Raw genomic sequence first — 21,755 nt, 5'->3', positions numbered from 1 at the left:
CGCGCTGGCTATAATCGCCCCCTCACTCACCCTGAGCCTTGCCCGCCCATGTATACCCTGGCCCGCCAGCTGCTGTTCAAGCTTTCCCCGGAAACTTCCCACGACCTGTCCCTGGACCTGATCGGCGCCGGTGGCCGTTTGGGCCTCAACGGCATGCTGTGCAAGCAACCGGCGTCATTGCCGGTTTCGGTCATGGGCTTGAACTTCGCCAACCCGGTGGGGCTGGCGGCTGGCCTGGACAAGAACGGCGCGGCCATCGACGGCTTCGCCCAGCTGGGCTTCGGTTTTGTCGAAATCGGCACTGTCACCCCGCGTCCGCAGCCTGGCAACCCCAAGCCACGGTTGTTCCGCCTGCCGGAAGCCACGGCCATCATCAACCGCATGGGCTTCAACAACCTGGGCGTTGATCACCTGCTGGGGCGCGTACGCGCCTCGCGCTACAAGGGGGTGCTGGGCATCAACATCGGCAAGAACTTCGATACCCCGGTCGAACGTGCTGTCGATGACTACCTGATCTGCCTGGACAAGGTCTACACCGCCGCCAGCTACATCACGGTCAACGTCAGCTCGCCCAATACCCCGGGCCTGCGCAGCCTGCAGTTCGGCGACTCGCTCAAGCAGTTGCTCGACGCCCTGGCCGAGCGCCGCGAACAACTGGCCGGTGCACATGGCAAGCGCGTGCCCCTGGCAATCAAGATCGCGCCGGACATGAGCGACGAAGAAACGGCGCTGGTGGCCGCTGCGCTGATGGAGTCGGGCATGGATGCGGTGATCGCCACCAACACCACGCTGGGCCGTGAAGGTGTCGAAGCATTGCCGTACGGTGGCGAGGCGGGCGGCCTGTCGGGCGCACCGGTGCTGGAGAAGAGCACCCATATCGTCAAGGTGCTGGCAGGTGAGCTGGGCGGCAAGTTGCCGATCATTGCCGCCGGGGGCATTACCGAAGGCCGCCATGCTGCCGAGAAGATCGCGGCCGGGGCGAGCCTGGTGCAGATATACTCGGGCTTCATCTACAAAGGGCCGGCGCTGATTCGCGAAGCGGTGGATGCTATCGCGGCAATGCCGCGGTGACCAGCCCGCCCCTGTGGGGGGGCGGGTGGGTGCAGCTGATGAGGTTTGCCAAGGCATAAAAAAGGGCCCCTTCAAGGGGCCCCTGGGCCTTCGCCCGCCGCCCGGATGGGGCGTGCATGGTAAATCGAATTCAGTGTCCTCGTTCAGCCAACGGCGTGATTTTCGTTGAGTCTATGGATGCCAGCGGTGCCAGTCATTCCGTCCCAGTTATCACCGCGACCTTCACGCCAGCCGTTGATCCAGGCTTGGCGAACAGAAGGAAGATTGAAGGGGCAAAGTTCGCGGGATTTGCCGGTGACCCCGTATTGGTAGCCACGTGAATATGCTCTTTCCAACGGATCACGCTTAAGTCTTCTCATAGGGTGTTGCCCTCACTTGTTGACTGTAATGTCCCGTCGGCCTCTCCGAGGCCGGGCAGAGTCGTTCTGCCGGTTTGCGCTCGCTGCCGGCGTGGCGAGCTGAAAGTGCCGCCTCGTTGCGAAGCGGCCTGAGACCAGTTCTATCGAATGCGAGTCACGGTGTGAATGACCGATTTGTCATAAGCACGTAACCTTTCCAAGGGTGAGGGGATAAGTAAATAAATGCGACTCAACCTTGTTTGGTGTTTAGCCCTGCAATGATCGGGGTTTGCCGATCTTTGACGTCATTTCGCCAGGGTTGTTTGCGGATGACAGAAATAATTTGAAATGCGACGAAGGGTCACATTGGCCCGGAGATCGCCAGAATTATGCGTACTGCCTGATGATCTAAGCTGTCCTTGCCACTGGGCCAGGCACGGATCGGTCAGGCGGCCCGGCTTTTCTGCAGCACGTTGTGTGTCGCAGAAGGCCACCCGCACGCCTGCTGGAAAGGTGTACGGGCAAACATCGCGGGGCGATGCGTCGCCCCGTCAGTCAAATAGCCCAAGGCGCTGGAATACTCATGTCGGACCGTTTCGAACTTTACCTCACCTGTCCCAAAGGCCTTGAAAGCCTGCTCGCCGAAGAGGCCAAGGGCCTCGGCCTTGACGAGGTGCGCGAGCACACCTCGGCCATTCGCGGCGCCGCCGACATGGAAACTGCTTACCGCCTGTGTGTCTGGTCACGTCTGGCCAACCGCGTATTGCTGGTGCTCAAGCGCTTCTCGATGAAGAACGCCGACGACCTTTACGACGGTGTGCACGCGGTCGACTGGGCCGACCACCTGGCAGCCGACGGCACCCTGGCGGTGGAGTTCAGCGGCCATGGCTCTGGCATCGACAATACCCACTTCGGTGCGCTGAAGGTCAAGGATGCGATCGTCGACAAGCTGCGTAACCGCGAAGGCCTGCGCCCGTCCGTGGAAAAGATCGACCCTGACGTGCGTGTGCATCTGCGCCTGGACCGCGGCGAGGCCATTCTGTCCCTCGACCTGTCTGGGCACAGCCTGCACCAGCGTGGCTACCGCCTGCAGCAAGGCGCCGCGCCGCTGAAGGAAAACCTGGCGGCAGCGGTGCTGATCCGTGCTGGCTGGCCGCGTATTGCTGCCGAAGGTGGTGCGCTGGCCGACCCGATGTGCGGCGTGGGTACCTTCCTGGTCGAGGCCGCGATGATCGCCGCCGATATCGCCCCCAACCTCAAGCGCGAACGCTGGGGCTTCAGTGCTTGGCTCGGCCATGTGCCGGCGCTGTGGCGCAAGGTGCATGACGAAGCGCAGGCGCGCGCGCAGGCCGGCCTGGCCAAGCCACCGCTGTGGATCCGTGGCTATGAGGCTGACCCACGGCTGATCCAGCCGGGCCGCAACAACGTCGAGCGTGCCGGCCTGGGCGACTGGGTGAAGATCTACCAGGGCGAAGTGAGCACCTTCGAGCCACGCCCGGACCAGAACCAGAAAGGCCTGGTCATCAGCAACCCGCCCTACGGTGAGCGTCTGGGTGACGAAGCCAGCCTGCTGTACCTCTACCAGAATCTGGGTGAGCGCCTGCGCCAGGCCTGCATGGGCTGGGAAGCAGCGGTATTCACCGGTGCGCCGCAACTGGGCAAGCGCATGGGTATTCGTAGCCATAAGCAGTACGCGTTCTGGAACGGCGCATTGCCGTGCAAGCTGCTGCTGTTCAAGGTGCAGCCGGACCAGTTCGTCACCGGTGAACGCCGCGAAGCGCAACCTGAAGGCACCGAAGCCCGACAGCAGGTGCCGCAGGCCAGCGAGCCCGCGCGGCTCTCGGAAGGGGCGCAGATGTTTGCCAACCGCCTGCAGAAGAACCTCAAGCAACTGGGCAAGTGGGCCCGTCGCGAGCAGATCGACTGCTACCGGCTGTACGATGCCGACATGCCCGAATATGCCCTCGCGGTCGACCTGTATCAGGACTGGGTACACGTGCAGGAATACGCCGCGCCACGTTCGGTCGACCCGGACAAGGCTCAGGCCCGTCTGCTCGACGCACTGGCTGCCATCCCGCAGGCGCTGGGCATTTCGCCGCAGCGTGTAGTGCTCAAGCGTCGCGAGCGGCAAAGCGGCACGCGCCAGTACGAACGTCAGGCTACCGAGGGCCGTTTCCAGGAAGTGAACGAAGGTGGCGTCAAGCTGCTGGTCAACCTCACCGACTACCTGGATACCGGGCTGTTCCTCGACCACCGCCCGATGCGTATGCGCATCCAGCGCGAGGCTGCCGGCAAGCGCTTCCTCAACCTGTTCTGCTACACCGCCACGGCCACCGTGCACGCGGCCAAGGGCGGTGCGCGCAGCACCACCAGCGTCGACCTGTCGAAAACCTACCTGGACTGGGCACGGCGTAACCTGGCGCTCAATGGCTATTCCGAGCGCAACCGCCTGGAGCAGAGCGATGTAATGACCTGGCTGGAAGGCAACCGTGACAGCTACGACCTGATCTTCATCGACCCGCCAACCTTCTCCAACTCCAAGCGTATGGAAGGCGTATTCGACGTGCAGCGTGACCATGTGCAGCTGTTGGACCTGGCCATGGCCCGTCTGGCGCCGGGGGGCGTGCTGTATTTCTCCAACAACTTCCGCAAGTTCCAGCTGGACGAGCACCTGATTGCGCGTTACGTGGTGGAAGAAATCAGCGCCCAGACCCTGGATCCGGACTTCGCCCGTAACAACCGTATCCACCGCGCCTGGCGTTTGCAGCTTCGTTGAGGCGACGAGGTACATTGCGCGGCTAATGGCCAATAGCTATAACTGAGGGCAGGGCAAGATAATCCGCAGGACGCTGACGTGACGAGATGGGTGTATGTCAAAGTGTGGCGTGCGTGCGCGGTTGCTTGGCTTGTGCACAGAGAGGGCGTCCGCCTGGGCGATGGCGCTGATTGCACTGGTGGCGGGCGGCTTGTTGACCGCTGCCTTGGCATTTGCCGCGCACACCTTCTACAAACAGCAGCTGCGCCAGCGCTTCGAGCTGCTGGCCAGCGAGCGCGCCAGCCGTATTGCCGAGCGCTTTGACGAACAGCAGCAGCGCTTGGACGGGCTGCGGCGGTTCTTCAGTTTTTCCAGCGAGATCACCCCGCGCGAATTCGACGGCTATGCCCGACCACTGCTGCAACGCACCTTGGCCTATGCCTGGGCGCCGCGCGTCGAGGCTGCGCAACGCGCCGAATTCGAGCGCCTGGCCAGTGCCCATACCGGCCCAGGTTATGTGATCCGTGACCTGGACGCGCAAGGCCAATGGCGCCCGGCTTCGCAGCGCGACCATTACTTCCCGGTGCTCTATACCCAATCGAGCGAGCGGCCCGGGTTGCCTTACGGCCTGGACCTCGCTGGTCAAAGCGAGCCCCAGGCGGCCCTGGCGCGGGCGCTGGCGCCGGCGCTGGCGCCGGGCAGCATGGCGGTGTCCGAGCCATTGGCCCTGTTCGATACCCAGTCGGCAGAGCGCGGCCTGCTGATGGTGGCGCCGGTATTTTCCGATGCCGACCCCCGCGGTGCGGCAGTGGGCTATGTGATGGCGTTGCTGAGCATGCGCGAGCTGGTCAGCGACGGTCGACCGGTAGCGGTTGATGACAACCTGGTCGTGCGCATCACGGACCCGTCCGGGTTACAAGGCCCCGTCGTGTTGTTCGACTCGCAAAATCCGGTCGCGCCCTTGGCCCTGGCCAGCAATCAGTTGTTGCGCCTGGCCGATCACCATTTCCAGCTGAGCATTCAGCCAAGCCAGGCGTTCGCGCAGGCGAACCGCTCCTCGGCGGTGATGGCGGTCGGTTTGTTGGGCGGACTTTTGAGCCTGTTGCTCAGCGTGCTGCTCTACAGCCTGTTCAGCCAGCGTCAGCGCGCCCTGGCCCTGGTCGCTCAGCGTACTGCCGAGTTGCAGGTCAGCGAGCAGTCGTTGCGTGGCACCCACAACCAACTGCGCAGTGTGCTGGATGCCGCGACCCAGGTGGCGATCATCGCCACCAACCTCAAGGGGGTGGTCAGCACGTTCAACGCCGGTGCCGAACGCATGCTCGGTTACGCGGCCAGCGAAGCGATCGGCCGGTTGCGCCTTGAAGACCTGGTACTGCCGGAGGAGCTGAACCTGCGTGCCCAGGCCTTGAGCTTGCGTTTTGGCCGCGCCATTGCTGGCGGCCAGGCGATGTTCGCTGAAACGGTGCAGGAGCACGGGGCCGAGCCTGGCGAGTGGACCTTGCTACGGGCCGATGGCAGCCAGCTGGTCGCCAACATGCTGGTGACTGCCATGCTCGACGAACAGGGGTTGTGGGTTGGCTACCTGGCCATCTGCATTGACGTGACCGAGCGGCGCCGGGTGCATGAGGCGTTGGCAGCGCGTGACCGGTTGCTGGAAAAGCTCAGTGCCGAGGTGCCGGGCGGCATCTACCAATATCGCCTGGATGCCAACGGCCATTCGTGTTTTCCATACGCCAGCATGGGCCTGTATGACATTTATGAGATCGACCTGATGCAGTTGCGTGAGGATGCCTCGGCGGTGTTCGAACGTATCCACCCCGATGACCTGGAACGCGTGCGCCGCTCGGTGCGCTATTCGGCCGAACACTTGTCACCCTGGCGTGAGGAGTATCGAGTCTGCCTGCCACGGGCCGGACTGCGCTGGGTGCGTGGCGAGGCGACCCCGGAAGTGGGCGAGCAGGGCTGCACCCTGTGGCATGGCTACCTGACTGACATCTCCGACCTGAAGGGTGTGGAGGAAGAGTTGCGGGCGCTGTCGGTCACCGACTCGCTGACCGGTATCCATAACCGTCGCTATTTCCAGGAGCGGCTCAAGATCGAACTGGAAAGGGCCCAGCGCGATGGCTTGCCGCTGGCGGTGATCATGCTCGACATTGATCACTTCAAGCGCATCAACGACCGCTTCGGCCATGCCGTCGGCGACCGGGTGCTGCGTAGCCTGTGCCAGCGCATCGCTCAGCGTTTGCGGCGTACCGATGTGTTCTGCCGCTTGGGCGGGGAAGAGTTCATGGTGCTTTGCCCGGGCAGCGATGCCAATCAGGCCCGGCTGCTGGCGCTGGAGTTATGGCAAGGGGTGCGCAATGTACCGGTGGAAGGCGTGGGCCAGGTGACTGCAAGCTTCGGTGTGGCGGGCTGGCGGTCGGGCGAAGGCGCCGATGCCTTGCTGTTGCGCGCCGACGCCGGCGTATATGCGGCCAAACAGGCCGGGCGGGACCGGGTGGAGGGGGAGCCGGTATAAAACCGTGCGCGCGGTCGGCGTGGGGGCCGCTTTGCGGCCCTTTCGGGACGCAAAGCCGCTCCTGCATCGACCGCGCAAGCGGGCCCGGGTGTGTGGCAGGTGGCGTCAGTTGGCCGCTGTACTGCCAGCCAGCTTCGGCTGGCGATACAGGTCAAGCAACACCTGATCCAGCACCTGCGAGGCACCCCACGGTTTCGGGTCGTTGAGAATCGCCGCTACCGCCCAGGTATGGCCGTTACTGTCGCGGCTGAAGCCGGCAATCGCCCGCACAGTGTTCAGTGTGCCGGTCTTGATGTGCCCTTCGCCGGCCATCGCGGTGCGCTTGAGACGCTTGCGCATCGTGCCGTCCATGCCCACCAGCGGCATCGAGCTCATGAATTCGGCAGCATAAGGGCTCTTCCAGGCGGCTTTCAGCATCTCGGCCATTTCCCGGGTACTGACCCGTTCGGCACGCGACAGGCCAGAGCCGTTTTCCATCACCAGATGCGGCGCGGTGATGCCCTTTTTCGCCAGCCATTGGCGTACCACGCGCTGGGCAGCACGGGCGTCGTCGCCATCGGCATCGGTGCGGAACTGCGCGCCAAGGCTCAGGAACAGCTGCTGGGCCATGGTGTTGTTGCTGTACTTGTTGATGTCGCGGATCACTTCCACCAGGTCTGGCGAGAAGGCGCGGGCCAGCAGGCGAGCACTCTTGGGCACATTCTCGATGCGGTCGCCACCCTGGATGTTGCCACCCAGTTCGTTCCAGATTGCGCGCACGGCACCGGCGGCGTAGGTGGAATGGTCGAGCAGTGACAGGTAGGTTTGCGAGTTGCAGCCGTCACCTAGTTGGCCGCTGACCGTTACACTGATGCCGTCGGCCTGGGGCACCGGGTTGTAGCGCACATCACCGGTGCATTTCTTAGAGGCTACCGGCTTGACCTGGTTGTCGATGCGGATGCGGGCAATCGGTGGCTCGACGGCGACGGTGACCTTGCCACCATCATTGCGCGCCACGAAGCGCAGGGCCTTGAGGTTGACCAGCAGCGAGTCGGGCTTGACCAGGAACGGCTTGTTTTCATCACCGCCGTCGTCGTTGAACTGCGGCAGGTTGGGTTGCACGAAGTGGCTGCGGTCCAGCACCAGGTCACCGGTGACGGTGCGCACGCCATTGGCGCGCAGGTCACGCATCAGCAGCCACAGCTTTTCCATGTTCAGTTTGGGGTCACCGCCACCTTTAAGGTAGAGGTTACCGTTAAGCACGCCGTTGCTCAGGGTGCCGTCGGTGTAGAACTCGGTTTTCCACTGGAAGGTCGGGCCAAGCAGTTCGAGGGCGGCGTAGGTGGTGACCAGTTTCATGGTCGACGCCGGGTTCACCGACACATCGGCATTGAACACGGTCGGGGTGCCGGGGCCGTCCAGCGGCAGCATCACCAGCGACAGTGCTGTGTCCTGCAGCTTGTTGGCCTTGAGCGCCTGCTGCACTTTGGCAGGCAGGGTGGTATTGACGGCGGCGTGGCTGGGCAAGGCAAGTGGCAACAGCAGGCCGGCAAGTATGAGGGGACGAAGCGTTTTGATCATAGCGAGTGAATACCCTGCGGCGAGGGAAAAGGGCTTTGGGGCTGTAAGAGATGATGGCCCCACGACGTAAACAGTACGCATTATGCCCCAAGCGCAGCCGCGATGCGTCACGTTCGACGGAAAAGCATCGCCAATAAAAAGGCCACCCGAATGGGGTGGCCTTTTCAGCAATCAACCTTTCAGCCCGAAGCTGACAAGTATCACTCAGCCTTGTTGATAGGCTTTTCCGGGTACCAGGCATCCAGCAGCGGGCTGACTTCGATCTTGGTCAGTTCGCTGCGGCCTTTGAGCCAGGCTTCAACGGCAGCGCGCTGTTCTTCGCTGACCGAGCCGCGTTTGACCGAGCACACCAGGCCGAAATCGTCACCGCCTACATAATCCAGGCCGTTGGCGTCCATGGCTTCTTCCAGGAACGCGTCGAGGAAAGCATCGATAGCCTGGTCATCCAGATCTTCCTTGAATTCCAGGTTCAGCTCGAAGCCCAATTCCTGAAACTCGTCGACACACAGCTTCTTGCGCAGACGACGGGAGCGGTTTGTGGCCATGAAACAATCCTCTTAGGTAATAACGCCGCGCAGTCTACCAGTTAACACGTGTGGTTGCCTGCCTGAGTATCCGTGCTTGTGGCCAATTCCTTGGCCAGGGCACGTTCCACTCGGCACATATGCCGTGCCAGTGCCTGGCGCCGCAGGCGCACCTGGGCAGTGGGCAAGTCGCTGGCCTCGAGGGCTTCACAGGCCGCCATCAGGTCAGGGGCTTCCAGCATGCGCGCGGCGCTGAGCACCTTGTGGGCCTGCTCGGCAATGGCGCCGCTGTCGTGTTGCGGGTGAAGCGCCATCAGGCTGGCCAGGTCGGCCTGAAGGCTCTGGTGCAAGGTTTCCAGGAAGCGCTGACGGTCAACCGGGTCAGGCCCGACCACGGCGGCCAGGCCCTCCAGCTGGTACAGCTTGCGTCGGGGGCGTTGCTGGCGGCGCGGGCGAATGCCAGCCAGGCGCTGGCTGAGGGTGCTCAGGCTGATGGGCTTGAGCAGACAGTCGTCCATGCCGGCGGTCAGGCACTTGCGGCGTACTTCCGGCTGTGCGTTGGCGGTATAGCCGAGGATGGTGCAGGGTGGTCGCTTGCCATGGCGTTCTTCGGCGCGCACGGCAGTGGCCAGCTGGTAACCGTTCATGTGCGGCATGTTGCAGTCGAGTACCAGCACATCGAAGTCGCCTTCCCGCCAGGTCGCCAGGCCTTCCTGCCCATCGCGGGCGCTGGCGTGCTCCAGGCCCAGGTAGCCAAGTTGTTGCGCCATCAGTTGCAGGTTGGCAGGGTGATCATCGATGACCAGCACGTTCAGCCGTGGGTCGGGCACGTCGAGCTGCTCGGGCAGCGGTTTGGGCTGCTCTGCGCCATCCACCCGTTGCAGCGGCATCTTCAGGCGCACCTGGGTACCGACATCCTCCAGGCTCTTCATGGACAGGCTGCCGCCCATCATTTCGCACAGGTTGCGGCAGATGGCCAGGCCCAGCCCGGTACCGGCGCGGGCGCCCTGGCTGTGCGGGTTGGCCTGGATGAACGGGTTGAACAGGCGCTGCAGGTCGTCGGGGTGGATGCCGATGCCACTGTCGCGCACCTCCAGCTCCAGTACGGCTGGTGTGCTGGTTCCGTCATCCAGCAGCCTGACGCTGATGCGCACCTGACCGTGCTCGGTGAACTTGATGGCATTGCTCACCAGGTTGGACAGCACCTGCTTGAAGCGCAGCGGGTCAAGCAGGACATGGCAGCGTGCGGCCGGGGCGATCTGCACCTCCAGGGCCAGGCCTTTCTGCCGCGCCTGACCATCGAAAATGCGCGCCACCGATTCGACCAGCGCCGCCAGGTCGACCACCTCCGGGGCCAGGGACAAGTGCCCGGACTCGATGCGCACGATGTCGAGAATGTCACCGATCAGGCCTAGCAGGTCTTTGGCCGAATGGTGTGCCAGTTCCAGCGCGCTGCGGTCCACCCGGCCCTGGTCGGCGCGCTTGACCGCCAGTTCCAGCATGCCGATCACGGCATTCATCGGGGTGCGGATTTCGTGGCTGATGGTCGCCAGGAACGTGCTCTTGGCGCGGTTGGCATCGTCGGCCTGCTGCTTGGCCTGGCGCAGCTCCAGGACCAGTTGGCGGCGTTCGCTGATGTCGATCCAGCCGCCGATGATCCCCTGCACCTCACCCAGGGAGTCGCGGTACGGCAGGATCCAGTGGTAGATGGTCAGGTCCCGGCCCTTGATCCGTAATGGACGGTCCTTGATCAGTGGTGAGCCCGCCGCCATGACTTTCTGGTAATCCGCCTGGATCTGCCGAGCCTGCTCGGAATCGGCAAACAGGCTGTCCTTGAGTTTTTTGCCGATCACCTGATCGGAGCGGGCCTGCACGGCTTCAAGGTAGCTGTAGTTGCAACTTTTCAGGCAACCCTCGCGGTCGCGCACATACATGGGGTGGGGCGTACCGTTGAGCAGGGCGCGCATGAATTCCAACTGGTCGTTCAGCGCGCGTTCGGCGCGCTGGCGCTGGCGAATCTGCAGGCGCAGGCGGGCATTCCAGAGCAGGGCCAGCAACAAAAGCACGGCCGTGGCCAGCACCACCTGCAGGGCCAGGCGGCTGTAGCCTTTGGAGTTGTCATCCTCATGCCTGCCAAAGCCACGCCAGCGGTTGTTGATTACCCCCAGCTCTTCCGGTGAGATGCTCAGCAAAGCTTTGTCGAGGATCGACAACAGCGCCGGTGACGGGGCAATGGTGGCCATGGCGAAGTTGGCGGGTTCGCTGCCGACCGAGGTGCGGATGACCAGTTCTGGGTTGCTGGCCAGGGCGTGATTGGCGTCGATCAGGGTGGTGATCACCGCATCGACAGCCCCGCTGTTGAGCAACGCCATGGAGTAGAACGCGCTTTCGGTTTCGACCCAGCTTATCTTTGGGTAGTCCCGGGACAGCATGGCGTTCATGGTGCTGTAGCGGGTAATGGCGATGCGATGCCCCTGCAACTGCTCCAGTGAACTCAATGCGTTGTTGTCCTTGTGGTTGACCAGCACATAGGCGCTTTCGAGGTAGGGGCGGCTGATTTGCAGGTCGTCCCCTGCTTTGCCGGCGCTGGCCAGTGCGGCGATGACATCGGCCCGGCCATCCTTGAGGCGAGCGACCATGTCGGCAATGCCACTGGCGCGCTGCACTTCGAAACGCAACCCGGTGCGCAGGCGAATGAGTTCCAGCAGGTCGGCGGTGATGCCTCGGAAATGTCCCGAATCATCGAAGTAGGACAGTGGTGCAGCCGCGTCATCGGCTGCCACGCGCATCACGGGGTGCTTCTCCAGCCACTGCTGCTCGGCCGCGCTCAATTGCAGTTGGCGATCGCTCAGCAACAGGTCGCTGCCGGCGCTCCAGCGTTTGAAGATACTGGAGCGAATGGCCGGGCTTTGCCTGTCCAGGATGGTGTTCACCAGGTCCAGCAGCACGGTATCTTGCTGACGCAAGGCAAAACCGAAGCCGATGGCCTCGTGTTTGCCGAAGTTGGCCATGCGCAGGCGGGGCAGATGACCACGGTTGAGCTGGTAGTGTGTGGAGATGGTATCGCCGATGAACACGTCGGCCTGCCCGAACGCGACAGCATTCAGTGCCTGGCTGGAAGAACCGAAGGCCAGCAGCTCGGCCTTGGGGTAGGCGGTGAGTACTTCCTGTCTGGGCAAATAGTGGTAGAGCATGCCCAGGCGCATGCCGGCAAGGTCCGTGTCCAGTGCCCGGTTTTCGTCTTCACGCGTTACCAGTACAGGTTGGTCGACGGCATAGGGGCGCGACAGTGCCAGGCCGTCACTGGCCGCTTCGTAGCCATTGGCGCTGCCCAGCAGGTCGATATCACCGTGCCTGAGCGCCTCCACCGCCGCCTGCCGGCTGGAGAAACGCAGCACCCTCACTGGCAACTGCAAGGCCTTGCCGATCAGGTTTGCATACTCGGCGGTCAGGCCCTGGTAGTCGTTGCCGCCACCGGTGATGTCGAACGGTGGATAGTCGGGTGCCGACGTGCCCAGCACCAGTTCCTGCCGGCCTTCGCGCCATTGCCGTTGTTCGGGCGTGAGCACGGGCTGGACGGGGCGGGCCGATGAGCGCGCCAGTAGCGTAAAGGACGCGGCTTCGCGATGGCCAGCCTGTGTCGCGCCGCTGAGCAGCAGCAGGACGAGCAGCAGGCGATTGATAACTCGGGCCATGACCACGTTCAGACCAGCGCGTTGCGCTTGGCCATCTCGATCAGATCGACCAGCGTATTGACTTGCAGTTTGTGCATGAGGCGCTTCTTGTAGGTACTGACAGTCTTGCTGCTGAGAAACATGCCCTTGGCAATTTCCTTGTTGCTGCGGCCTTGGGCGAAAAGTTGAAGCACCATCAGTTCGCGGTCATTTACCTGGCGGAAAAGTTGCAGGTCACTGTCGGTGGTCTGGTTGTTTTTTATTGCCTGGCTGGGGAAGTAGTTATAACCGGCCAGTACAGCCTTGATTGCACTGAGCAGTTCGCTCAGGTCTTCCTGTTTGCAGACATAACCCGCCGCGCCCGAGTGCATGCAACGTACGGCAAACAATGCCGGGGACTGTGCAGTCAGCACCAGAACCTTCAAGGGCAGGGCCATGCTCTGAAAGCGGGCCAGCACCTCCAGGCCGTCTAGCTTGGGGATGCTGATGTCGAGAATGACCAGGTCGGGGTTGCTCTCGCGGATCATCTGCATGGCGTCTACGCCGTTGTCCGACTCGCCGACAATCTTGTAATTCTGGTTTTCCAGCAGCATACGCACGGCCAGGCGAATCACCGGATGGTCGTCAACGATAAATATGGAGTGCATGTTCAACTTCCCTGCGGTCGATTGAGGGTGACAGGGGCACCTTATCGCAGTTGGAAGTCCTCAGGCGTGCGAGGAATGGCTGTTAGGCCTATATGGGAAACGGCTTACAAGATAAAACAAAATGGGCTACGGAATAGGTGTGCTTAACTCGCTGTCAAAGCGATTTTGGTAACTTTTCATTAGTTTTTATTCGTGCCGTTTAGTGTGGCCCCGTTGGTGTAGGAAGTTTCCTGCAAGCGTGGTGCAGCGCCTGGCCGAGCCTGCGCTGCACCGACGCGTTTCAGGCCGGGCTGGAGCGCCCGGTCATCTCCCGGGCCATTTCGCTGGCATAGCTGTCGGTCATGCCGGCGATGAAGTCGATCATGCGCAGGAAGGCGCTGTGCAACGAGGCATGCGGGTCTGGCGCATTGTTGCCGATCAGGTCCAGCACCCTGCGACTCTTGAACGATGGCGTACGTCCACCGTGCTGCTCGAGGGCCGCACCGCAGAACGTGTTCAGCAGAATCTCCAGGGTGGTGTAGGCGCCGATTTCGTGTAGGGTCTTGCGTTTGTCCTGGAAGATCTTGTTGCGCGCCATGTCCTTGGCTTGCAGTACACAGCGTTTGGCTGGGCCATGCATGTGTTCCACCAGGTCGCCCGGCAGTTGCCCGGCCAGCAACGCCTGCTGCTGCTCGACGAATGCATGGGCGGCGGCGTTGGTCAGGTGTTCGATGGCCTTGCCGCGCAGGATGGCCAGTTTGCGCCGACGAGAATCGCGTGGGCCGAGCTGGCGGTAGGTTTCTGGCAGGTCTTCGCCGACCAGGTCGAGCAACAGCGCCTCGACTTCTGCGTATTGCAGCAGCTCCATTTCCAGGCCGTCTTCCAGGTCGATCAGCGCGTAGCAGATGTCATCGGCAGCCTCCATCAGATACACCAGCGGGTGGCGCGCCCAGCGCTGGTGTTCCAGCTGCGGCAGGCCGAGCTTGCGGGCGATCTGTTCGAGCAGGGGCAGCCCACTACGGGCAATTCAGCAACCAAACCGTAAGGTTGCTATCTAATTGATTTATATGAGTAAAAAGTAGTTTTAGGCTTTGTTCTGAAAGCCCAGAGATCGTGATGCCAACGGTAGTGATGGGGAACGTCCCTAAGAAATCGCAAAAGATTTTCGTTAGGCATCGAGCATTCTTGGTGGTGGATAGACAAGGTCAGGTACCTTATTCCCATCGGGGAATTGCTGACGAGACCAAGCATCTGCTGCTCAGGATCGTCAATATTTCTAAGGTCTGGAGCGTGTTCCCAATTTGGGAACAAATGCTTGACGGTCTATCGAATCAAGGGTAGCTTGTTCCCAAATTGGGAACAAAAATACGTGATCATGAGACTGCTAGGGCGTGACAAGCTCCTTCCCTTGAAAGGGGAAAGCGAGCAAATCGACAAATGGATTTCCAGCTGGGTTAGCGAGATCGCTAATGCCAACTGGAAAAGCCCCGATGAATTGATTGAACAATATCCCAGTGCTCAAAAGGTAAAGGAAGGACACTTTTCGTTCTGTGTTTGCTCTTCCCGCTACTTTATTGAACTGACGATTGCCTTCGCTCAAGGCATTGCCATCATCACTGCTCCGATTAAAAAGCTATGAATATTTTAGAAGCGAGAATCATCCGTACTGAACAACAGTACCAAGCGTACTTTGAAAAAGTACAACAACTAGTTCATTCTATGCCTAAGCCGGGCACTAAAGAAAGTGATGAGCTTGAACTGCTTTCCATACTTATCGAAGATTATGAAAAACAAAAATATCCAGTAGAAACCCCTGATCCAATAGATGCAATTCTGTTCAGGATGGAAGAGAAAGGGTTAAAACAAGCAGATTTAGTTCCATACTTTGGCACTAGGAGTCGTGTGTCTGAAATACTTTCACGCAAACGACCTCTCACAGTTCCAATGATACGAGCACTTGCGATAGGGCTAGGGATATCAACAGATACTCTAATTGGACTTTCCGAAGTACAAAGCTCTTCACATAAAGAGAGTATAGATTGGAAAAAATTTCCGCTTTCTGAAATGGTCACAAGAGGTTGGATTCTAAAAGCAACCGAAAAAGCAAAAACAACCGCCGAAGACATAGTTAAAAGCTTTATATCTGAAATGGGGTTGCAGGCAGGCGGTGCTTCATTTAGGAGAACGCTCAAAGGTGAGGCAGCAACACCGACAACCCATTACACGCTTTACGCATGGGTAGCTCGAATCATTCAAAAATCCCGTGCAACGCGTAAAAATACAAATTACAAAAAAGAATTAATAGATAACAGCTTCATTAAGGAGTTGTCGCATTTAAGTAGGTATGAGAACGGGCCGCTGCTGGCAGTCAATCTACTTGAAGAGATTGGTGTGTCTGTAATTATAGAGCCGCATCTTAAAGGGACTATGCTTGACGGTGCAGCATTACAAGATAATGATGGGACACCTATAATTGGCTTAACCTTACGATATGACAGAATAGATAATTTCTGGTTTACACTGATGCATGAAGTTGCTCACATATGGAAGCATGTGGAAGATAACTCTGAAGCAATACTAGATGACTTAGAAGCTCCATCTGATGATAGGAGAGAAGCCGAGGCAAATAGAATCGCCCGTGAGACTTTCATCCCAAGAGCCATATGGAAAAGATCTGAGGCGTATTTGAATCCTAGTAAAGAAACTATACTGCAACTTTCTCAGGAATTGAGAATACACCCAGCAATAATCGCTGGACGACTGAGGCAAGAAAGTGGCAACTACAATCTGTTTTCTGACCTTGTCGGACAAGGTGAGGTAAGAAAACTTTTCAGATCTGAATCTTGAGGTACTTTTGTGATGAATAACCAATACTTTCCAATTCTAAAAGCAAAAAAAGGTGAGCTAGAAGCTCTGAGCAAGCTTTCGCCCAGCGTTCTTGCTCGTACCACGCCAATTATCGAGCTAGCGAAATTGGGTGGTAAGCAGTTAGAGACGGCGATAAAGCGTACCAACACCCCTTTCAAAGAGTATGTTGAAAAATGCTCTCTTGCCGTGTCGAAAGCCACTCCAAAAAAGCAGGTTATTATTGATATTTTTCAATGGCCAGCGAATTTTACTGTGGAAACAGGCGAGCACATTTTAAACTACAGCATCGATCAACTCGCTGCACAAGGATTCTCCGATCAAGTCAGCACAGGCCATCTGACCTGTGCTGAAATAGCCCTCCGTCCAACTGCCTTCTACAAGTCCGCCATCCCATGAGCCAGATGAGCTTTTCCGATTTCGAGTACGCCGGTAAGCGCAAGCAAACCCGTCGCGAGCGTTTCCTGGCCGAGATGGAACAGGTGGTTCCGTGGAGTGGACTGGTGGCGTTGATCGAGCCTCACTACCCAAAGGCTGGCGGTGGCCGCAAGCCTTATCCTCTGGAAACCATGCTGCGCATTCACCTGCTGCAGAATTGGTTCTCTTTGAGCGATCCCGCCATGGAAGAGGCGCTGTACGAGATCACTTCGATGCGCCAGTTCGCTCGTCTGACGCTCAGCGCTCCGATCCCCGAAGACACGACGATCATGAACTTCCGGCACCTGCTGGAGAAGCATCAGTTGGCGGCCGGCATTCTGGAAACCATCAACAATTACCTGCAAGACAAGGGCCTGTCGTTGCGCCAGGGCACCATTGTCGACGCTACCATCATCCACGCGCCCAGTTCGACCAAGAACAAGGAAGGCAAGCGCGATCCTGAAATGCATCAAACGAAGAAGGGCAACCAGTACTATTTCGGCATGAAGGCCCACATCGGCGCGGATGCTGAATCGGGTCTGGTGCATCACGTTCATGGTACCGCCGCGAACGTAGCTGACGTGACGGAGGTCGCTCAGCTATTGCATGGCGAAGAGAATGTCGTGTGTGCGGATGCGGGTTACACAGGCTTGGAAAAGCGGCCAGAACACGAGGGACGGCAGGTGATATGGCAGGTCGCTGCCCGCCGCAGCACCTACAAGCACTTGAGCAAACGCAGCGTGCTCTACCAAGCCAAGCGCAAGATCGAAAAGGCCAAGGCGCAAGTGCGTGCGAAGGTGGAGCACCCGTTCCGGGTGGTCAAACGCCAGTTCGGCTATGTGAAGACTCGTTTTCGTGGCTTGGCCAAGAACACGGCGCAACTGACCACGCTGTTTGCCCTGTCGAATCTGTGGATGGTGCGCCGGCAATTATTGCCTGCTGCGGGAGAGGTGCGCCCGTGAGTCCAGATAACCAAGGCTTTGCCTTGGTTATCCAATAATCAGCGACTGAAAATCGGGCTTTTCGGCATCCCTAAGCTGCCCATTTTCGACTGATGAGCAACTTGTTCGGAGTTTCCCAAGGCGTTATCCCTTGCCCGATCATAGGATATGATCGTTGGGATATTGTAGAATACAAAGAGGCAATTAAGTCGATTAATCTCGGAGAGGGCCAATTCTTTAGTATCCGTTTAGATAGCGTAGCTCTCGAAGACATGCTCGACCCTGACTATTTCAATGAAATAATTGAAGATATTACTGTCGAAACCGGATTAGAACCAGCCTCTACTCCTGTCATAATCGATTTGGCAGATATTTCGAATAAATCTGTAAGTGACGCGATTGAAACAATACAGCAAGCTTACGAGCATATGCGTTCCGTGGGCTTTACTTACATAATAGCGATTGGTAGCTCTATTCCAGCATCGGTTAATTTAGCCGTGAAAACAAAAGATTCTTCTGGGACTATATTCAGAAAGGAAATTTTGGCTTGGAAAGGTTTTTTGCAGGCGTTCCCCAAAGCAAGCCTATATTTTGGTGACTATGGTGTTCGTAACCCTAGGGCTGCGGAGAACATTATTGCACCTGATATGAACGGTAAAATACGTTACACGATTGAAAACAGCTATTTTATAGCTAGAGGGCACTCGTTAAGACAGGATAATAAAACGGCTCAAAACAACGTGTTGGCAAAAGCGATTGTTGATTCACATCACTATATGGGAGCCAATTTTAGCTGGGGTGACTCACGTATAATGGATTGCAGTCAAGGGCTTTTTGTCGGCAGCCCAACCACATGGATTTCAATTGATACTAATCACCATATAAGCTCGTTAACAACTGAGATTTATGAATTTACTAGCCAGCTTGCCGCAACAGTTTCTCGAACTGAAAAGGCGTAACCCGAAATAGGCCCAGATATGCTTTTGTCGGGCCTATATCTTATCTAGTGGGTATCTTGCTCCTTATTTATAGATGTGTTCTAAAGGTTGGAAGTTACCTTGTAGAGAACAGTCAAACACTTATTAGTGAGTATTTTTAGCAAGCTGATATGCGAGAGTAAAGAACGCCTTGGCTAATTCCATTGATTTAGGTATTGGTGGCGAGGTAATCGTCACTATGGGGGTTATTTGTTTGAATTTAATATGTTTTCTACCTTTAAGGTAATGAGTAAGAGCGGGTGTTGTTGGAACGGTTTGCAGATTTTTTGGTGTAGTGTTAATTTGACATCATTTTGAAAAGAAGAGAAAATACGAGGATAGACTTATCATCCTGATAAGCATAAGGAGGTGCTGATAATGATCACTGTTGATGAAATATATTCATGCTTGCAGCAAGAAGAATCTCCAGTTATTGAGTTTAAGCGTGATTGGTATTGGAGTGACAGCACGCCTTCGCAAGAGCTTGCCCGTCAATGGGGCGAGCTTCAAAAGGACTTGATATCGCTATGCAATGCATATATTGGATACTGCGGAGTTAATAGATACCTGATTGTAGGGTTCAGCGAGACTGAGAGAAAAATACATTCGCTTGATTTGTCTGCAATCAAAAAGCTAAAGGATTTGAAAGCTTTTAAGAAAGAGTTAATTGTCAAACTCGAAAAGCTTGTTAAAAATCCTCCGTTGAACTTAGAAATAGAAACAGTTCTGATTGAGGGGCAAACGTTACTCGTATTTAAAATCCCGTCTCCTACCTCAATCACCGAATTGAAGAATGAGCTGCAGACTAAAACAATTACAATAATGTCCGGTATCATTATTGTGCGTAAAGGTCAAGATGCAGACTCTGTCAGGGCTGCATCACCAGAAGAAACTAGTGAGCTGATTGCCCAGTTTTCATCCTATAAAGACGCTCTCGCGAAACAGAAGCCTAAACAGGATGCGAAGCGTGATCGAAGTATTAAGAACACAGTTGATCTTTATATTGATAAGAATCGGAGTTTAAGTATTGATGAGGGTTATCCAGTAATTGTAAAAGACTGGGGTGAAAATATCCTTTTTGAAGTATTTAAACTCAAGCAGCAATTCTCTCCTCCGACCTACTTCCTCTATATCCACGAACACGCTGCCCAGAACAAAACTTACGAATATATTCAAAAGAATAAGCTTATTGAAACTAACGCTACTCAGATTATTCTAACTGAGAGGCCTTTGGATCTAAAGGATCTCGAACGTAGGAAAACCAATTTGAAGGCTCGCTTCAAAACGGATCACGTTTTTTTCATCGACGAATTCGGCTACAAAAATCTTTATTCTGAACACATGCTGGAGTATCGGCCTTATCGCGTAGAGAATTATGTTGAGGGGATCGCAGATATTGGCGGAGACGATAAAAAGAAAGCCCTTGATCAATTGACGGATTGGTATGAATCCGTCTCCAATCCATTGATGGTTATTAAAGGGTTTGGCGGAATAGGAAAAACAACGCTTGTAAAACAATTTCTAGATAGCGTGTATGATGCAAATGAAGATGCAGGGATTCTTTTTATTGACTCTAATGAAATTGTAGACGAGTTAATAAAAATCGCACGCTCAGATCATAGAATTGATGATATCTATGATTTTTATCTTGCCCAAATGAAGAAACGGGATTTTGATGGGAAGGGTTTTAGTAAAGAATTATTGAAGCTATCGGTGGATAATGGGAATCTACTTATAGTTTTGGATGGCATAGACGAGGTGATTGCAAAACTTGGAACTGGGTTTGATGTTTCGTCGTTTATATCGTCGATATCTACAAGTTATACAACTAATCTAGAAAGGACAAAGATTGTAATCACTTGTCGAGATTACTTTTGGGATACTCTTGAGTATAAAACGCAAATTGAAGAAATTACTCTCGAGCCTTTTAGCGAGGATCTAGCAAAAAACTTTTTTGAGAAATACTTCGATGGCGATCAAGCGAAAGTAACTAAGGCCTTAAAGATGGCCTCTGATTTCAGTCTCAATGGTGAGGGAAATAAGGGTGAGCTAGTATACATTCCTTATGTTCTCGATATGATCGCTTATCTAATCAAGCAGCATTCAGAATTTCGAGGTAACGAGAAGTCGTCAAGTCATGCAAGATTACTTGTCCACACAATTCCGAACGATTTCTTAATCTTAAGTGTGTGTGAGCGAGAGGTTGAAAAGCTTGGGAACTTCAGTATAGATAATCAGGTTGATTTCTTTGTTAACCTCTCTACTCAAGAAAACGGTTATGTAACTGACTATGACATAAAAAGTATCTCGCCATGTGAGATAGACGATCAGACAATCGCAAAACTTAAAGGGCATCCACTGCTTCATCATAATCAGGGAAAATTGAATTTCAGGTACGACTTTTTCAATGAGTACTTTAAAGGTCTGTCTATTTATAACTATTTCTTAACGCAGGATAGCCAACTGCTGAATGAAAAGCTCATAGAGCTAATAGGGTCTTATGTCAGGCATGGCAACCAGCTTTGCAGCACCCTATGTAAAAAGCTAGAGTATAGTGAAGAAATCGTCTTCTTCATAATGGAAACCATTGAGCGTCTTCATGCTCTAGTTGAAAGTGCAGAGCCGTCAGAGAAAACCACGTATCTTTCTGCGATCTCGTCGAGTTTTATATTGAATATTGCTCTTTTAATGGAGTCTGGCGATATTAAATATGATATATCATCTGCGACCGAACTGTTGATGACGATATTTGGAGAGTCGTCAGAAGAAGTTAACGGTCTTGTTTTGATGAACGTAATTGCTGGTGAGTCTAAGAAACTTACTTTTGACTTGAAGTCCAAAACCATTAGAAACTCTCACTTTGAGCGTTATGATTACTTCTGGGACTGCTCATTCGATGAAAGCACTCACTTTGTAAGCTCAAGCTTTTCCCAACTAGAGCCAAGGAAAGGCCTGCGTCCACCAGTAGTTCCAACATTTGAAGATTGCGATACTGTTGATATTCAACATATTATCAGTAAAAGAATGGAAGAGGATGATGCACAGCAAGATAAGCTAAAGGAAAAAATTAAGCGTATCTTCGAGCTTTTCAAGGAGCGTGGAAACTTCTACCCTCAGAAGCAGCAGTATATCAACTCTAAAATATTCACCGGCAAAACATTGCAAATTCTTGTGAAGAATGGTGCGATTGAAGAGTACATAGATAAAAAGAAGCCAACGTTGCGTCAGTACAAGGTGAGTGACGATTATCGTGGTATTCAAAAATTCGTAGATCAAGGGACGCCTTGTATTGAACTAGATCGGATTCTAGACTTTTTTAAATGATGTATTGAGTATTCGTGTTCTGCCATTTTAGCTCTGCTAACTTATTCATTTTAAAGGCCATCTTAATTGATGGCTTTTATTTTGATGTTCGGAATATTTCATGATGATTCGTTCTCTATTTGTGTTTGTCTAGATAATAGACTATTGTTGTTTGTTGTCGTGATT

Annotated in this window: 14 protein-coding genes and 1 pseudogene; 9 read left to right on the top strand and 6 right to left on the bottom strand. The window is 55.6% G+C overall.

Annotation, left to right across the window (positions count from 1 at the left end; genetic code table 11):
- Window positions 1-48 precede the first annotated feature (48 nt).
- Window positions 49-1,071 carry a quinone-dependent dihydroorotate dehydrogenase gene (locus tag LU682_RS20525; protein WP_010953095.1) on the top strand — a complete coding sequence of 341 codons (1,023 nt, stop codon included), beginning with the start codon at window positions 49-51 and terminating at the stop codon, window positions 1,069-1,071.
- A 143-nt stretch (window positions 1,072-1,214) separates the two neighbouring features.
- Here LU682_RS20525 and rmf read toward each other — a convergent pair whose 3' ends face one another.
- On the bottom strand, window positions 1,215-1,430 hold the full coding sequence (gene rmf / locus LU682_RS20520) for a ribosome modulation factor (protein ID WP_003248687.1): 216 nt from the start codon (window positions 1,428-1,430) through the stop codon (window positions 1,215-1,217).
- A gap of 562 nt (window positions 1,431-1,992) precedes the next feature.
- Here rmf and rlmKL point away from each other — a divergent pair.
- Together rlmKL and LU682_RS20510 are read left to right on the top strand one after the other, a co-directional pair.
- Entirely contained in the window at window positions 1,993-4,185 is a 2,193-nt protein-coding gene (gene rlmKL, locus LU682_RS20515; protein WP_232857586.1) for a bifunctional 23S rRNA (guanine(2069)-N(7))-methyltransferase RlmK/23S rRNA (guanine(2445)-N(2))-methyltransferase RlmL, read from the top strand.
- Window positions 4,186-4,279: 94 nt separating this feature from the next.
- Window positions 4,280-6,682 carry a sensor domain-containing diguanylate cyclase gene (locus LU682_RS20510; protein WP_060489101.1) on the top strand — a complete coding sequence of 801 codons (2,403 nt, stop codon included), beginning with the start codon at window positions 4,280-4,282 and terminating at the stop codon, window positions 6,680-6,682.
- 105 nt (window positions 6,683-6,787) lie between these two features.
- Here the strand turns inward: LU682_RS20510 and dacB are convergent, their stop codons facing one another.
- The 5 genes and pseudogenes from dacB to LU682_RS20485 all read right to left on the bottom strand — a co-directional run.
- On the bottom strand, window positions 6,788-8,242 hold the full coding sequence (dacB, locus tag LU682_RS20505; protein ID WP_049586694.1) for a D-alanyl-D-alanine carboxypeptidase/D-alanyl-D-alanine endopeptidase: 1,455 nt from the start codon (window positions 8,240-8,242) through the stop codon (window positions 6,788-6,790).
- A 200-nt stretch (window positions 8,243-8,442) separates the two neighbouring features.
- A complete protein-coding gene (locus tag LU682_RS20500; protein WP_003248695.1) occupies window positions 8,443-8,787 on the bottom strand; it encodes a YggL family protein in 345 nt (114 codons plus the stop codon).
- A 41-nt stretch (window positions 8,788-8,828) separates the two neighbouring features.
- A complete protein-coding gene (locus LU682_RS20495) occupies window positions 8,829-12,461 on the bottom strand; it encodes an ATP-binding protein (protein ID WP_060489103.1) in 3,633 nt (1,210 codons plus the stop codon).
- An 8-nt stretch (window positions 12,462-12,469) separates the two neighbouring features.
- Complete coding sequence (locus LU682_RS20490; protein ID WP_003248700.1) at window positions 12,470-13,087, bottom strand: response regulator transcription factor; 618 nt, start codon at window positions 13,085-13,087, stop codon at window positions 12,470-12,472.
- Between the two features lie 280 nt (window positions 13,088-13,367).
- Window positions 13,368-14,087: pseudogene (locus LU682_RS20485) on the bottom strand (deoxyguanosinetriphosphate triphosphohydrolase family protein); the annotation flags it as partial.
- A gap of 294 nt (window positions 14,088-14,381) precedes the next feature.
- Between LU682_RS20485 and LU682_RS20480 the strand changes: the two are divergent.
- The 6 genes from LU682_RS20480 to LU682_RS20455 all read left to right on the top strand — a co-directional run bounded on the left by LU682_RS20480 (window position 14,382) and on the right by LU682_RS20455 (window position 21,590).
- Window positions 14,382-14,705, top strand: coding sequence for a type II toxin-antitoxin system HigB family toxin (locus LU682_RS20480; protein ID WP_175442668.1), 324 nt, complete (start codon window positions 14,382-14,384; stop codon window positions 14,703-14,705).
- Complete coding sequence (locus LU682_RS20475; protein ID WP_082412155.1) at window positions 14,702-15,913, top strand: ImmA/IrrE family metallo-endopeptidase; 1,212 nt, start codon at window positions 14,702-14,704, stop codon at window positions 15,911-15,913. Before LU682_RS20480 ends, LU682_RS20475 begins: the two co-directional genes overlap by 4 nt.
- A gap of 12 nt (window positions 15,914-15,925) precedes the next feature.
- Window positions 15,926-16,330, top strand: a complete 405-nt coding sequence (locus LU682_RS20470) for a beta family protein (protein ID WP_289176013.1) — start codon at window positions 15,926-15,928, stop codon at window positions 16,328-16,330.
- Window positions 16,327-17,310, top strand: a complete 984-nt coding sequence (locus LU682_RS20465; protein WP_180689090.1) for an IS5-like element IS2000 family transposase — start codon at window positions 16,327-16,329, stop codon at window positions 17,308-17,310. Before LU682_RS20470 ends, LU682_RS20465 begins: the two co-directional genes overlap by 4 nt.
- Before the next feature lie 92 nt (window positions 17,311-17,402).
- On the top strand, window positions 17,403-18,248 hold the full coding sequence (locus LU682_RS20460) for a beta family protein (RefSeq protein WP_232857626.1): 846 nt from the start codon (window positions 17,403-17,405) through the stop codon (window positions 18,246-18,248).
- 396 nt (window positions 18,249-18,644) lie between these two features.
- Window positions 18,645-21,590: a P-loop domain-containing protein gene (locus LU682_RS20455; RefSeq protein WP_060489109.1), complete on the top strand. Its 2,946-nt coding sequence runs from the start codon at window positions 18,645-18,647 to the stop codon at window positions 21,588-21,590.
- Window positions 21,591-21,755 lie beyond the last annotated feature (165 nt).

It is taken from the genome of Pseudomonas alloputida (assembly GCF_021283545.2).
Taxonomy (GTDB): Bacteria; Pseudomonadota; Gammaproteobacteria; order Pseudomonadales; family Pseudomonadaceae; genus Aquipseudomonas; species Aquipseudomonas alloputida.
This window is presented reverse-complemented; position numbering and strand designations above follow the sequence as displayed.

Excerpts from the sequence above, each read along its gene's own strand:
- rlmKL (WP_232857586.1), top strand. The coding sequence starts at position 1,993 with ATGTCGGACCGTTTCGAACTTTACCTCACCTGTCCCAAAGGCCTTGAA.
- LU682_RS20475 (WP_082412155.1), top strand. The coding sequence starts at position 14,702 with ATGAATATTTTAGAAGCGAGAATCATCCGTACTGAACAACAGTACCAA.
- LU682_RS20465 (WP_180689090.1), top strand. The coding sequence starts at position 16,327 with ATGAGCCAGATGAGCTTTTCCGATTTCGAGTACGCCGGTAAGCGCAAG.
- LU682_RS20490 (WP_003248700.1), bottom strand. The coding sequence starts at position 13,087 with ATGCACTCCATATTTATCGTTGACGACCATCCGGTGATTCGCCTGGCC.
- LU682_RS20460 (WP_232857626.1), top strand. The coding sequence starts at position 17,403 with ATGAGCAACTTGTTCGGAGTTTCCCAAGGCGTTATCCCTTGCCCGATC.
- LU682_RS20525 (WP_010953095.1), top strand. The coding sequence starts at position 49 with ATGTATACCCTGGCCCGCCAGCTGCTGTTCAAGCTTTCCCCGGAAACT.
- LU682_RS20500 (WP_003248695.1), bottom strand. The coding sequence starts at position 8,787 with ATGGCCACAAACCGCTCCCGTCGTCTGCGCAAGAAGCTGTGTGTCGAC.
- dacB (WP_049586694.1), bottom strand. The coding sequence starts at position 8,242 with ATGATCAAAACGCTTCGTCCCCTCATACTTGCCGGCCTGCTGTTGCCA.
- LU682_RS20510 (WP_060489101.1), top strand. The coding sequence starts at position 4,280 with ATGTCAAAGTGTGGCGTGCGTGCGCGGTTGCTTGGCTTGTGCACAGAG.
- LU682_RS20470 (WP_289176013.1), top strand. The coding sequence starts at position 15,926 with ATGAATAACCAATACTTTCCAATTCTAAAAGCAAAAAAAGGTGAGCTA.
- LU682_RS20495 (WP_060489103.1), bottom strand. The coding sequence starts at position 12,461 with ATGGCCCGAGTTATCAATCGCCTGCTGCTCGTCCTGCTGCTGCTCAGC.
- rmf (WP_003248687.1), bottom strand. The coding sequence starts at position 1,430 with ATGAGAAGACTTAAGCGTGATCCGTTGGAAAGAGCATATTCACGTGGC.
- LU682_RS20455 (WP_060489109.1), top strand. The coding sequence starts at position 18,645 with ATGATCACTGTTGATGAAATATATTCATGCTTGCAGCAAGAAGAATCT.